Annotated in this window: 15 protein-coding genes; 9 read left to right on the top strand and 6 right to left on the bottom strand. The window is 67.0% G+C overall.

The window, feature by feature from the left end; all coding sequences use genetic code 11:
* The first annotated feature begins 64 nt into the window (after positions 1 to 64).
* The 5 genes from ABZ412_RS19810 to ABZ412_RS19790 all read left to right on the top strand — a co-directional run bounded on the left by ABZ412_RS19810 (position 65) and on the right by ABZ412_RS19790 (position 7,405).
* The gene (locus tag ABZ412_RS19810; RefSeq protein WP_357282420.1) at positions 65 to 628 is read left to right on the top strand and encodes a TetR/AcrR family transcriptional regulator; all 564 of its coding nucleotides are present in this window, start codon (positions 65 to 67) and stop codon (positions 626 to 628) included.
* Positions 629 to 713: 85 nt separating this feature from the next.
* The gene (locus tag ABZ412_RS19805) at positions 714 to 1,229 is read left to right on the top strand and encodes a VOC family protein (RefSeq protein ID WP_357282418.1); all 516 of its coding nucleotides are present in this window, start codon (positions 714 to 716) and stop codon (positions 1,227 to 1,229) included.
* On the top strand, positions 1,226 to 2,875 hold the full coding sequence (locus tag ABZ412_RS19800; RefSeq protein ID WP_357282417.1) for an FAD-dependent monooxygenase: 1,650 nt from the start codon (positions 1,226 to 1,228) through the stop codon (positions 2,873 to 2,875). The genes ABZ412_RS19805 and ABZ412_RS19800 overlap by 4 nt, the downstream gene beginning before the upstream one ends.
* On the top strand, positions 2,872 to 6,363 hold the full coding sequence (locus ABZ412_RS19795; protein ID WP_357282416.1) for an indolepyruvate ferredoxin oxidoreductase family protein: 3,492 nt from the start codon (positions 2,872 to 2,874) through the stop codon (positions 6,361 to 6,363). The genes ABZ412_RS19800 and ABZ412_RS19795 overlap by 4 nt, the downstream gene beginning before the upstream one ends.
* Positions 6,364 to 6,604: 241 nt before the next feature.
* Complete coding sequence (locus tag ABZ412_RS19790) at positions 6,605 to 7,405, top strand: SGNH/GDSL hydrolase family protein (RefSeq protein WP_357282414.1); 801 nt, start codon at positions 6,605 to 6,607, stop codon at positions 7,403 to 7,405.
* Between the two features lie 46 nt (positions 7,406 to 7,451).
* On the opposite strand, the gene ABZ412_RS19785 is transcribed toward ABZ412_RS19790, so the two are convergent.
* The 4 genes from ABZ412_RS19785 to ABZ412_RS19770 form a co-directional block, all read right to left on the bottom strand.
* The gene (locus ABZ412_RS19785; protein ID WP_357282413.1) at positions 7,452 to 7,880 is read right to left on the bottom strand and encodes a type II toxin-antitoxin system VapC family toxin; all 429 of its coding nucleotides are present in this window, start codon (positions 7,878 to 7,880) and stop codon (positions 7,452 to 7,454) included.
* Entirely contained in the window at positions 7,877 to 8,170 is a 294-nt protein-coding gene (locus ABZ412_RS19780) for a hypothetical protein (protein WP_357282411.1), read from the bottom strand. The genes ABZ412_RS19785 and ABZ412_RS19780 overlap by 4 nt, the downstream gene beginning before the upstream one ends.
* 68 nt (positions 8,171 to 8,238) lie before the next feature.
* Positions 8,239 to 8,733 (bottom strand): hypothetical protein, encoded by a 495-nt coding sequence (locus tag ABZ412_RS19775; protein ID WP_357282409.1) that lies wholly within the window; start codon positions 8,731 to 8,733, stop codon positions 8,239 to 8,241.
* A gap of 181 nt (positions 8,734 to 8,914) precedes the next feature.
* A complete protein-coding gene (locus ABZ412_RS19770) occupies positions 8,915 to 10,120 on the bottom strand; it encodes a helix-turn-helix transcriptional regulator (protein WP_357282407.1) in 1,206 nt (401 codons plus the stop codon).
* A 171-nt stretch (positions 10,121 to 10,291) separates the two neighbouring features.
* Here ABZ412_RS19770 and ABZ412_RS19765 point away from each other — a divergent pair, with 171 nt between their 5' ends.
* From ABZ412_RS19765 to ABZ412_RS19755, 3 genes are all read left to right on the top strand, one after another.
* Entirely contained in the window at positions 10,292 to 10,528 is a 237-nt protein-coding gene (locus tag ABZ412_RS19765; RefSeq protein WP_357282405.1) for a helix-turn-helix domain-containing protein, read from the top strand.
* Positions 10,529 to 10,629: 101 nt separating this feature from the next.
* Positions 10,630 to 10,782 (top strand): hypothetical protein, encoded by a 153-nt coding sequence (locus tag ABZ412_RS19760; protein ID WP_357282404.1) that lies wholly within the window; start codon positions 10,630 to 10,632, stop codon positions 10,780 to 10,782.
* Positions 10,779 to 11,030: a hypothetical protein gene (locus ABZ412_RS19755; protein WP_357282402.1), complete on the top strand. Its 252-nt coding sequence runs from the start codon at positions 10,779 to 10,781 to the stop codon at positions 11,028 to 11,030. Before ABZ412_RS19760 ends, ABZ412_RS19755 begins: the two co-directional genes overlap by 4 nt.
* A 75-nt stretch (positions 11,031 to 11,105) precedes the next feature.
* Here the strand turns inward: ABZ412_RS19755 and ABZ412_RS19750 are convergent, their stop codons facing one another.
* Positions 11,106 to 11,678 carry a CGNR zinc finger domain-containing protein gene (locus tag ABZ412_RS19750; RefSeq protein ID WP_357282400.1) on the bottom strand — a complete coding sequence of 191 codons (573 nt, stop codon included), beginning with the start codon at positions 11,676 to 11,678 and terminating at the stop codon, positions 11,106 to 11,108.
* A 102-nt stretch (positions 11,679 to 11,780) separates the two neighbouring features.
* On the opposite strand from ABZ412_RS19750, the gene ABZ412_RS19745 reads away from it, so the two are divergent.
* On the top strand, positions 11,781 to 12,626 hold the full coding sequence (locus ABZ412_RS19745; protein WP_357282398.1) for an SDR family NAD(P)-dependent oxidoreductase: 846 nt from the start codon (positions 11,781 to 11,783) through the stop codon (positions 12,624 to 12,626).
* Positions 12,627 to 13,009: 383 nt separating this feature from the next.
* Here the strand turns inward: ABZ412_RS19745 and ABZ412_RS19740 are convergent.
* A partial coding sequence (locus ABZ412_RS19740; RefSeq protein ID WP_357282811.1) for a DUF1990 family protein occupies positions 13,010 to 13,187 on the bottom strand: 178 nt, incomplete at its 5' end.

Here is a 13,187-nt window from a genome sequence, read left to right as displayed (position 1 = left end):
TCTCTTGATTCATAGTTAAGAGCAGGTCTTGGCTCTCAGTCAAGAGCGGGCCTAGAGTTGCCCCATGCCCAAGAATCGCCAGGACATCCCCAAGGCCGAACGTCAGGCCGAGCTCGTCGCGCATGCGCGCGAACTCTTCGCCGCGAATGGCTATCGCGGCACCAGCGTGGCGGCGGTCGGCCGGGCCGCCGGTATCGCGCCCGCCGCGGTGCACTGGTATTTCCCCACCAAGGACGACCTCTTCGCGGCCGTCGTCGATTCGATCTTCAGCGAGACGCGCGCACTCGTCGAGGCGGAATCGGTGGGCGATCCGCGGGACGAATTGGTCGACCTGCTGGTGCGCATGGAGCCCTATCGCGGGCTGCATCGCGTCGCCTACGAGCGCATGGACGAGACCGAGACGCTGCGCGCGGTGTACGGGCGCATGCAGGACTGGCTCGAAGAACGGCTGCTGGCCGCGATCTCGCAGCGCGCCGCCGCCGGGGCGGATCCGGCGTCGATCACCGATCTCGCCCATGTGCTGTTCGAGGGGTTGCTGATCAGCGTCCGCCGGCTGGATCGGCCTACCGGCGAGCTGATCGACCTGCTCATCACCTCGCTGGTGGCCACCGCGGAGGCGAGTCGATAATCACCTCTTGACTTCCATTCATGAGCGGGCCTAGCTTCTCTTGTATCCCATTCAAGAGAGTCTCGGCTCAAAGGAGAGTCCGCTCATGGCATCACCCGCAAAACTCGCCCACGTCGTCCTGCGCACCGGCCGGCTGCCGGAGATGGTCGACTGGTACGTGCAGGTGCTCGAGGGCCGCCTGGTGTTCGGCAACGACATGCTGGCCTTCGTGACCTACGACGACGAGCATCATCGCGTCGCCTTCCTCGCCACCGGCGCGTCCCAGCGGCCCACGGACGCGCACTCGGGACTGCACCACATCGCCTTCACCTACGACTCGCTGGGCGACCTGCTCGGCACCTACCAGCGTCTGAAGGCCGTTGGCGTGCAACCGTTCTGGACCATCAACCATGGCCCCACCACCTCGATGTACTACGAGGACCCGGAGGGCAACCACATCGAATTGCAGATCGACAACTTCGCCACCGACGCGGAGCTGGCGGACTTCTTCGACTCCGGCGCGTTCGACGCCAATCCCATCGGCGTCGAATTCGATGCCGACGAACTCGTCGCCCGATTCGAAGCGGGCGAGCCCCTGGCCGATCTGGTGCGGCGGCCGTGAGCGCGGACGAACAGACCCCGGTGCTCATCGCCGGCGCGGGCCCGGTCGGCCTCGCCACCGCGTATGTGCTGGGGCGACACGGTATTCCGAGCATCGTCTGTGAGCGTTTCGGGGCGGTCAATCCGCATCCCCGCGCGCACGTCGTCAATACGCGCTCGATGGAACTGCTGCGCGCCTGGGGTGTCGCCGCCGCTGTCACCGGTGACGCGGTGGCCCCGGAGTGGATGCTGAACATCGTCTGGAAGCAGACCCTCGCGGGGGAGCCGCTCGGCCGGATCAATCTGGCCGACGGAGGAGCAGATCGAATCGTGCGCCGCGGCAACGCTTCTCCCGAGATGATCACCTCGTGCGCGCAGGATCGCGTCCAGCAGCGGCTGCTCGACGCGCTGCGAGCGCAGGGCATGGCCACCGTTCACTTCGACACCAGCGTCGTCCGCGTCACCGATACCGGTGATCAGGTCGACGTGCTCGTCGAATCCGGCGGTGCGACAAGAACTATCGCGGCAGGCTATGTGGTCGCGGCGGATGGTGCGGCGGGCACATTGCGCGCCGACCTCGGAATCGGCATGGCGGGAATGCCGGAGCTGGGTCGGCAGGTGAACATCTACTTCCACGCCGACCTGTCGCCGTGGACCGACACCGATCCGGCCCTGCTCATCTGGATGATCAACGCCGAATCGCCGGGTGTGTTCATCGGAATGGACGGCAAGCACCGATGGACGCTGAACCGGCCGTTCGACCCCGCCCTGGAATCGCTGTCGGACTACACCCCGCAGCGCTGTATCGACTTGGTACGCACCGCGGTCGGCAGCGCGGACCTCGCCGTCGACATCCGCTCGATCGGGACCTGGACCATGGCGGCCAGTACGGCCGAAACCTATCGCACCGGCCGGGTGCTGCTCGCCGGTGACAGTGCGCACCAATTCCCGCCGACCGGTGGGCTCGGCATGAACACCGGGCTCGCCGACGCCGACAACCTCGGCTGGAAGCTGGCCGCGGTGCTCGGTGGCTGGGCGCCCGAATCCCTGCTCGACACTTATGAAACCGAGCGCAAGGCGGTCGCGATCAGCAATGCCGAGCGCAGCGTCGCCAATGCCCTGAAGATGTTCGACGCCGGAATCGGACCGCTCACCATCCAGATCGCCGAGCGGCTCGACAGTGCCGAACCCTCGGTCGCCCAGCGTGAGCGCGAGCTGCTGGCCGCGGCGATCCCGCGGCATCGAGAGCACTTCGACGATCTCGATCAGGAATTGGCCTATGTCTACGGCGGGGAGGACACCGACGCCGATCCGATCGCCGTAGCGGTCCCGGGCGCGCGGCTGCCGCATGCGTGGATCGCCCACGAGGGCGCCACGGTATCGACCCTCGATCTGATCGGACCGTGGTTCACCGTGATCGCCGGTCCCTCCGGATCGGACTGGGCGACAGCGCTTTCCGAAGCCGCCGGGGAGGTCCCGTGCCGGGCCTTCATCGTCGGTCACGATTTCGAACTCGACACCGACCGCTTCGGTCTCGGCTCGGCCGGAGTCATCCTGGTCCGGCCGGATGGGCATATCGCCTGGTCGACCGATCAGGGCTCCAGCGCACCCGCCGCCGATCTCGCCGCCGCACTCCGAACCGCCTGCGGCAGAAAGCCGAACCCATGACGAACCAGATCGCACCGGTCACCCTGTCGGACCGGTACACCCGGCAGCACGGCGCCGTCCACCTCACCGGGATCCAGGCCCTGGCCCGGCTGCCACTGGAGCTGCGGCGCGCGGACCTGCGTGCCGGTCGGCGCACCGCGGCTTTCATCTCCGGCTACGAAGGCTCGCCGCTCGCCGGCTACGACACCGAACTCGCCCGCAACGCCGCCCTGCTGGACGAGCACGACATCGTGTTCCGCCCCGGCGTCAACGAAGAACTGGCGGCGACCGCCGTGCAGGGCACGCAATGGGCGGCGACCCAGGACGATAAACGTGTCGATGGCGTCCTCGCGCTCTGGTACGGCAAGTCGCCGGGGCTGGATCGTGCCTCCGACGCCATCCGGCACGCGAACCTGATGGGTACGCACCCCGAAGGCGGGGTGCTGGCGCTGGTCGGCGACGACCCGGCCGCCAAATCCTCCACCGTGCCCGGCGCGTCCGAGGGGCTGCTGGCCGACCTCGGTCTGCCCACCCTGTATCCGGCGGATCCGCAGGAGGCCTTGGACTTCGGGCTGCACGGGGTGGCGATGTCGCGGGCGTGCGGACTGTGGGTGGCGCTGAAGATCGCGACCAATGTGGCGGACGGTTCGGGGACGGTGGACCTGGACCCCGATCGGGTGCGGCCCGTCGTGCCCGACCTGACGGTCGACGGTGTCGCCTACCGGCACGAGGTGACCGCGCACGTCCTGCAACCGACGCTCGGGGTGCTCGAACGCAGCCGCGAGGGCGCCCGAATCGAGATCGCCCGACGCTACGCCGTGGCCAATGACCTCAACCGGATCACCCACGCCGGCGCGGGCGACCGGCTGGGGATCGTCGCGGCGGGCAAGACGTATCTCGATGTGCGGCAGGCCTTGCGGATGCTCGGGCTCGACGACGCCGAGCTGGAGCGCCGCGGCGTCCGGCTGCTGCGGCTCGGGATGATCCATCCGCTGGAACCATCCATCGTCCGGCGATTCGCCGAGGGCCTCGACGAAATTCTGGTGATCGAGGAGAAGCGACCGTTCCTCGAGATCGCGGTCAAGGATCTGCTGTACGGCAGCCCCGGAGCTCCCGCTGTGCACGGCAAGCGGCTGCCCGACGGAGCGGTATTCATGCCCGCGGACGGCGAACTCGACCCGGACGTCATCGCCGGGAAGTTGGCCGCACGGCTGTCCGTGATCGGCGGATTCCCGACCGCGGAGCAGTGGCGTGGTCGCCGCCGCACCGGAATCGGCTCGCGCGCACTGCCGCTCGTCACCAGGACGCCGTACTTCTGCTCGGGTTGCCCGCACAATGTCTCCACGAAGACGCCGGACGGGGCCACCGTCGGCGCGGGCATCGGCTGCCACGGCATGGTGTCGCTGATGAGCCCGGACCAGGTCGGCGACATCACCGGCCTCACCCAGATGGGGGGTGAAGGTACGCAGTGGATCGGCATGGCGCCGTTCCTTTCCCGCACCCATCTGATCCAGAATCTCGGTGATGGGACCTTCCACCATTCGGGCAGCCTGGCGGTGCGTGCGGCGATCGCCGCGGGCAGTCACATCACCTACAAACTGCTGTACAACTCGGCGGTGGCGATGACCGGCGGTCAACAGGCTGTCGGGGTGATGCCGGTCCCGGCGATCTGTACCGCCATGCTGGCCGAAGGAGTCGCACGGATCATCGTGACGACCGATGACGTCAAGCGGTATCGAAAAGTACGGTTACCCAAGGATGTTCAGGTCTGGCATCGTGACCGTTCGATCGAGGCGCAGGAAACCCTCTCCCGCACAGCGGGTGTCACCCTGTTGATCCACGATCAGGAATGCGCCACCGAGCTGCGCCGCAAACGCAAACGCGGGCTCACGCCCACACCCGTGGACCGCATCGTCATCAATGAACGCGTCTGCGAGGGCTGTGGTGACTGCGGGCAGAAGTCGAATTGTCTCTCGGTGCAACCGATCGACACCGAATTCGGCCGCAAGACCCACATCGACCAATCCTCCTGCAATATCGACCGGTCCTGCCTGGCGGGAGACTGCCCGTCATTCCTTTCCGTCGTCCCCGCCGGGAAGCGTGCCCGGCCCGCCCCCGCGGCCCTCGACCCGAACGACATGCCTGCCCCGCCCGGAACCTTCCCCGGCACCCACACCACGCGCATCACCGGCGTCGGCGGGTCCGGTGTGGTGACGCTGGCCCAACTGCTCAGCACCGCGGCCACCCTGGCCGGGCATCGGGTCCGCGCACTCGATCAGACCGGGCTCGCGCAGAAGGGCGGCGCCGTCGTCTCCGATCTCAAATTCTCCACCGAGCCGATCGAACAGGGCAGCAAGGCGACTGCCGACGAGTGCGACCTCTACCTCGGCTGCGATCTGCTCGTCGCCGCTGAGCCCCGCTACCTCACGGCCGTCGATCCGGCCCGCACTGTCGCGGTGATCTCCACCAGCGAAGTCCCGACCGGGCAGATGGTGATCGACCCGGCCGTCTCCTTCCCCGCGCACGGTCCGATCCGGGACACCATCCAGGCTGCCGCCGCCGACAGCCGCTTCCTCGATGCGCGTGGCGCCGCGACCACCTTGCTCGGCGCGGATCAATTCGCCAATCTGCTGCTCGCGGGCGCGGCCGTGCAGGCCGGGGCACTGCCGTTGCCGCCGGCCGCCATCGAGGAGGCCATCGCCCTCAATGGCGTGCAAGCCGAGGCGAATACGACGGCATTCCGATACGGCCGATTGTCCGTCGCCGACCCGGCAGCCTTCGATATCGCCATGGAACGTGCCCGTGGTCCGGTCGAAACCGTTCGTGAATTGTCGAGCGCGGCCGCAGACCTCATTTCGGCCGTGCCCGCCGAGCCGGGATCGGAACTCCACCGCCTACTCGGAATCCGGGTTCCGGATCTGATCGACTATCAGAATCTCTCCTACGCACGGCAATACAGCGGCTTCGTCGCGCAGGTCCTCTGGGTCGAATCCGAACGGATGCCCGGGTCGACCGCACTCACCGAGTCCGTGGCCCGAAACCTGTACAAGCTCATGGCCTACAAGGACGAATACGAGGTGGCCCGGCTCTCCCTCGACCCCGGGGTGCGCCGCGCCGTCGAAGCCGAATTCGGTCCCGGCGCTCGGATCTCCTATCGGCTGCATCCCCCGGCGCTCCGAGCCCTCGGTCTGAAGAACAAGCTCGAACTGGGCCCTTGGTTCCGACCCGTCTACCGTGCGCTGATGGCCCTGCGACGCCTGCGCGGCACCCGCCTCGACCCTTTCGGCCGAGCCGAGATCCGCCGGACCGAACGCGCTCTGATCACCGAATACCGCGCCACCATCACGGAACTTCTCGAGTCCCTGAATCCCGGCACCCACCCGATCGCCGTCGACATCGCAGGCCTCCCCGACATGATCCGCGGCTACGAGGCGATCAAGGCCGCCAACGTCGACGCCTACCGCGCCGCCGTCGCCGACCGCCTACCGGCAGTGGTCACCGGTCGCTGACTCCCCGCGGCCGGTTTCCCGCCCGACCTCCGACATCGGGGGTGGGCGGGTCGCCGGTCGGATAATGTGCGGTTGAGATGAAAAGGTGGTGCTTCACTGTGGATTCGGGGTATCGATAGTGTCTGTTGGGTCGCTGGGTACTGGCAGGCGGTGGTTGTGCGCGGCCATCGCGGCGCTCGCGGTCACGACGCCGACGGCTGGCAGTGCGGTAGCGGATCCGATCCGGTCGGGTAAAGAGCTTGTGGTCCTGGGTGATTCGTTCTCCGCGAACGAATGGAACCATTTCGACAATTCGAACACCTGCAATCGTCACGGCCTCACGGCCTGGCCGGTGCAGCTGGCCAAGCTGATGGGCGTGCACGGGACCGAGCAGGTGTCCGACGCTTCATGTCCGGGTGCGTCGATCGACAGCGGGCCCGGATGGACCCTGAGTCAGGAAGCGGCGCGGGCGGACAACGAGGGTGCCTTCGGTCCGAACACCAAACTGGTGACACTGCAGTTCGGGATGAACGACAAATGGGGAGCGTCGAAGCGGACGCTGTGGGATTCCTTGCATACCTGCGTATTCAACCTCGAACAGGGCTGTGATCCGGACTCCGTCGCCCAGGGCCGGATGACGGACTACACCGGCGTCTCCGGTGCGCTGATGGCCCAGCGCATGAGCAACACCGTCGCTTACATCAAGTACTACGCCCCGAACGCCCGCATCGTATTGGTCGGCTACCCCGAACTTTTCACCCCGGGCAGCAGCACCATCTGCCTCTCCATCCTGGGCGTCACGCCGTTCATCAATCCGCGAGGCCGCGCGTTGGTCGAGTACCTCGACCGCCTCGACCTGGCGCAACGAGAAGCAGCCCAACTCCTGGACATCGATTTCCTGGACACCCGAGCCCTCTCCACCGGCCACGACCTCTGCTCGTCCCAGCCCTGGCTGAACGGAATCCTCGATCCCCGCACCGGAATCGACGGCCTCCCCTTCCATCCCTCCGCCCAGGGCGACACCGCCCTCGCCAACGCGATCCACACCCGCTACGGCCACTGAGCGGTCGATACCGAAGGGGCAGTGGGGAATCGATCCCTCGGCTACTTCAGCCGGTCGCGCCGTCGGGACGGGCGACCGGCATGATCGTGACGAGGTCGTCCAGACCCTCGAAGTCCTTCGGATTGGTCGTGTAAAGCGGCAGTCCGTTGCGTGCGGCGGTGGCGGCGATCATCAAGTCGGCGGTGCGCCGTCGTGGCTGCCGGCCGATCGCGTACACCGAAGCGCAGATCAGGCCGAAGATGCGTGCGGCCTCGCTGTCGTACGGGAGGGCGTCGCCGAACGTGGCCTCGGTGTGCTGCAGCACGGCGATCCGGCGTGCCCGCTTGATCGGATCGTCGGTCGCGTACGGCCCTCGTGACAGTTCGCCCAATGTGACTGCGGTGATGGCGGATTCGATCGGGAGCTCGGCCGGATCGAACAACGACAGTGCGGCGATGATGCTGGTGTCGAGCACGCCTCGGGCGTGGCGGTTCACAGGCCGGTCCCCTCGAGTGGGTCGTCGGACAGTTCATCGGTGACGGCGGTATCCAAGTCACGCCGCAACTCGTCGTAGTCGAGGGCGGGAGCGGCGGCGAACATCGCCTGAGCCTGGCTGGTGTGGACGAACCGATGTCGCCTGATCGGCGTCACCTCGGCCAGTGGCTCGCCATTGATGGTGAGCACGTACTGCCTGCCCTCGCGCAAGCCGCGAGTCACAGCGCCGGAGTCATTGACGAACTGGCGCACGCTGACCTCGGTCGGCTGCTTGTACTCGGGAGCAGACACCCCCACAGCGTACCACGCCGTGGTACGGCAGCTGGGCCTGATCTCGCCCTCGCCTGTGAAGATCACTGCTATCGAGAAAGTGAACCTTGCTGAGTTCCGCCTGCGTATCCATCGTCGGATTGTTCCTGGAAGATCGGTGCTGCGACGTCGAACAATGCTGCCCGGGGCCGGTCGAGGTACAGCTCCCACGGCTCAGGCACCTGGTGGTAAGCCGCGCTATACAGCGCTTGGACGAAGGGCAGGGCCGCATCGCGAATGTCCCGCGGACAGAACACCGCGACTTCCTGCCATCTGAGCCACATCTCCGAGGTGGCACCCGGCACATCGATGCCGTCCAAGGTCTCCCCATCGCGACGACGTTCAGCCAGTCGCTCGACCGCTTTCGTGGCCGCGAGCATGTCGCGGAAGACCACGATGCTCAATGCGTTGACCCGCCCTATGGCGATGTGACGCAGCTTCTCTCGCTCGAGAACGATCATTCGGCGCTGGATCAGGATGGTTGTCACTGCGCCGAGGCCTGCGCCGATCACCGCGAACGCTCCTGATGCCAAGGCGGTCCACATGGGAAGATGTTAAGTACTTGGACTCGGGGGCGTGGCTGGAACGGAAGCTGTTCAACCTACTGAAAACCGAATATTGCACTGTGGCACAAGCTATCTCGGTCGAGCGGCGCAGCTACAGCGATAAGCTGGAAGCGCGCCGAATATTGTTCTGAGAGTCGGATATTCGTGCCTGCGGGTTCGGTCAGGAGGGCACGACGCCTACGCGCTGTGCCAGCTTGCCCAGTTGCCCTGTGGCGAGATCCCGCCGTGCTTCCCGCAGCATCGCGCCGACCAGTTCGCGCACCGGGGCCAGCCCGCGAACATGTTGGGGCGCGGCGTGTTCAGCCCTCAAGAGGGCGTGAAGTGTCGCGCGGTGGTCGCGCTTCATCGCGTACGCGCGGCCGACCTCCACGAAGTAGAGGGCGTGGCGTGAACCCTTGGGCAGGTCCGCCGGGTTCAGGGTCTCTGCGATACGCAGCGCCTGGACGGGTTCGCGCCGTTCGACGGCCGAACTCAGCTGCCACAGAGCGACATTGGCCGGGCCGAAGGTTCGATTGCGTGCGGTGCTGTGGCCGGTCGGTGCGTTGCTGAGCCTGCCCGCCATCTCGGCCGCTTCATCCAGATGGGGTTGCGGGTCGCCCCCGGCCAGGGTCTCGACGAACCCGGCCTGGAGGCGTGCCATCCCCACCGTCTCCAGCTCGCCGCGCGTGCTCGCATCGGGTGTCAGCTGATCGGCTACACCGGTCGCGACCGTCAGCGCGGCCGACAGAGCACCGGGGCGGGCTGCGAGAACTTGGGACTTCAGGAACTGGGCGGCGGCGATCGGGGCCAGCGAATCGGCGTGCGCCGCAGCCCGTTCGGATTCCTGCACCGCGGTCCATGCCAGGGCATCGTGACCGCGCTGGCGGAGCGCGGAGGAAACGCCGTAGGCGGCGGTAGCCAGCAGGTCCCACGCCGCAGTGCCGCCGGTCTCGGTGAGGTGATAGGCGTCGTTGAGGAGATCAGGCAGCAGCGGGCCGAGTGCGGCGTAATCCCCGCCCTGTCGCAGCCGTGATGCGTGCTCGACGGCGGCGCTCAGTTCGTCCAGGGTGCGCGGCGGACGGGTTTCGGTAACGTCGCCCCGGGTCCACAACGCCGTTTCGATCGCGGGCACCGCACGGTGGAATGCGCTGGTGGACGGGTCAATTCGGTCGTCACTGCCGGTCAGGTCGCCGAGCGTGCAGCCGAGCGCTTCGGCAAGAGCCAGCAGGGTGCGGCGTGAGTCCACAGGCCGTAGCCCGGTCTCGTACTTCGCGATCACCGATCGGCCATTCCCGGAGCGGTCGGCCAGTACCTGTTGCGAGATCCCGCGCCGCGCCCTGATCTCGCGGACCCGCTGCCCGATATAGGTGTCTTGTTCGTCGATCATGCGCCGCTCCCTCCGATGCGCCCTGACAAGGCACAGGTTACGTGCCCTGTGTTCCCGGTGGGAACAAAGTTCGGCGCCCGCGCTGCGAAGGTCAGGAAGCGGGTATCCGCCGCCGGTCCACCTGGCACTCGGAACCCGACCACGAACACATCGGCGACCAAGGGGGTAGCGATGGCAACCGGGTCCATAGCGGAGGCGGCGGTGCTGGGCGTGCTCGCGCCCGGCGGAATGCTGACCGCCGCTCAGATCAGCGAACAGGCCCAGATAACAGGGGCGTCCACCCGCCGGGCAATCGGGCAACTGGAGTCGCGTGGCCTGGTGATGGCCGCCTCGCACGCCTCCCGCTGGTCGATCACTCCCCGAGGTCGCGCGGCTTGGGTCACGAAGTTCAGGCGGTACGCGCAATGACCCGCCGAAGTCCCCGGCCCACAGGGCGATCCAGGCTCGGCTACCTCCAGCACGCCGATGGCTCCTGGTCGGTGGTCGGCGCGGACGGGTAGCCGATCTCGATGGACGAATACCGCTTGCGGCTGTGCGAGCTCGAGGCCGACGTGTCCGACCTGGAGGCGCTCGGCCTGGTCGCGATCGAGGCGTCGCCCGTGAGCATCGATGAAATCAACGGGAATGCAATGGATTCCGCGCGAAGGGAGCTGGAGAGATGATCACCTACCTGGCCGACTACGAGACGTCGCTGGTCTGGGGGTGGGTGCTGGCCATGGTTGTTCCCAGCATCGCCCTGATACGGCTCGCGCTCTGGTCCGATCGGATGCCGCCCCAGAACAGCGTGGGTGCGATCAGAGCCAGGATCGAGCGGGAGCGCCGGGCCGCCGCTGCCGACCCGATACGGCGGCGGCCGGTGACGGACACGCGGGCCGCCCGAAGGCCGGTGCACAGGCGCAGCGCAGCCTGATCGCCTGTCGTGCACGGGGCTGTTCGAAAGCCGCCGTCGAGCGCGGGGAAAGTCAACGAGCCGAGGTCATCTCGATCACAAGGAATCGGCCTGCTTGCGTCGTTGCCGGAGCGCGCGCATCGACACCTGCGATCCACATCCGGGACTGCAATAGCGCGCTGCCCGGTTGCGGGTGCGATCGATGAAGCCGAAGTGACACGGCGGATTGCAGCATGCCTTGATTCGCATCCAGTCCCCGCGCTGCGCCGTCTCGGTCACCGCCGCAAGAACGCTCCCCAGGACACCGGGGACGCCGGTCGATCCGGCGAGAAGTTGCGCCGCCTGCGCGGTGACGACCGTCGTCAGCGGATAACGGACACCGGCCTGCCGTAGGTACCGTTCCGCCTCGGCGACCTGGGCGTCACCGACATCAGGATCGCCCGCGTGGGTCAGCAGCGTGGTGACCAACGCGTCGCGAAGCTCGCGGGCGGCGACCGCGTCGGAGTCGGTCACCACAGTGGCTGCGTCGAGCAGACCTCGCTGGATCGCCCAATCCGCGAATCCCGCAGCCGTGCCGAAGATCTCGGCACGCCCCGCGCCGTCGGCCCTGGTGTTGACGAACCCCAGCACCAGGGCGGCCGCATCATCGCTCCACTGCGGTATCTCCACTCCTTCACGATACCAACGGCACATTCGAGGTAGCCCATTCGGTCGCAACTCCCTCAGGGGAACCTCTTGAAATGTTGCGTTCTAAACCGTTACGGTCGCAACATGACAAATGAAGGACACACCCCGCGAGTCTGGTTCATCACCGGCGCCTCCTCGGGCATCGGACGCGAGCTCACGATGCAGGCGCTGGCATCTGGCGAAGCCGTTATCGCGGTAGCCCGACACACCGAAACCCTTACCGGCCTGGCGCAACCCGACCAGCTGCTCACGATCGAGGCGGACGTGCGCGACGAGAGAGCCGTCGCGAAGGCGGTCGAGCAGAGCGTGGCTCGCTTCGGCCGCATCGACGTCGTCGCCAACTTCGCCGGCTACGGGCTCTTCGGGGCCGTCGAGGAAGCCTCCGACACGCAAGCACGGGCGATCTTCGACACCAATGTCTTCGGAGTGCTCAACGTCCTGCGCGCGACGCTGCCGGTGCTACGGAGCCGGCGATCCGGGCACATTCTGCAAGGCTCGTCCTACTACGGCCAGACCGCCGACCCCGGCGTCGGGCTGCTCGCCGCGACCAAGTACGCCGTCGAGGGTCTCTCCGACGCGCTCGCCGCCGAGTTGGCTCCACTCGATATCCACGTCACGCTCGTCCAGCCCGGCCTGACCGCGACACCTTTCCTGTCGAACCTCGCCGCGGCTACAGCGACCCACGCTGACTACGACCAGACGGTACGCACCCTGCAACAGGCGATCCAGGCACTGCCCGCCACGGCATTCTCCGCTGTCGATCGCGTAGCCGCAGGCATCCGAACCGTCGTTGCCAGTGACAATCCGCCCCGCCGTCTCGCCCTCGGCATCGCGGGCTCCGACAGCATGCGCACCGCGCTCACCGCACGCCTCGACGACCTCGACGAATGGGCCACGATCACCAGCCTGGTTGATGCCCACACGGGATAGGCAAGTTCATAGCGAGAGCGCGGGATTGCGCGCCGGAACATCCCGGCGGCACCAATGCCCGCGCGACCGCCCGATAGACCACCCCGTGCTTGCGCTGAATCACCCTGTCGGACAACGTTACCCGTGCGTCACTACGAACTCGAACTCGCTTTGCGAGAGAAGCGTGCCGTCTTCACTGAGCTCAACATGGCTGCGCGACTGCTGCGTTCCCTATTCGCCCCTGCGACACCCGCTTCAGGAGAGTGAGATTAGACCGTTTTGCCCGGTCCGCTTGATCATCCGATACTGCCGCGACTCGAGCCTTCGGCACCAGCGGCAAGCGCGGCCGGCGAGTGCACATACCTGCAGAGTCCAGGATGATTTGCAGGCCTGGCCGTATGGCGTCAGTCGGCCTTCAAAACCCGCAGGTAGCGGCGTCGGTAAACGCGTTGCGCGAGAAGCAGGATGGGAAATCCCCATCTCCACGGTCCGGTAGGCGCGGCGCGTGTCAGCGATCGCAGGGTGAGGTAGACCGTGCCATCGCGGTCGCGGTGGACGATGAACGCCTCCTCGCCGGAAACC

The sequence above is a fragment of the Nocardia sp. NPDC005746 genome (assembly GCF_040630785.1).
GTDB lineage: Bacteria > Actinomycetota > Actinomycetes > Mycobacteriales > Mycobacteriaceae > Nocardia.
Note: the sequence above shows the minus strand (reverse complement) of the source record. Positions and strands in the feature narration are given on the sequence as shown.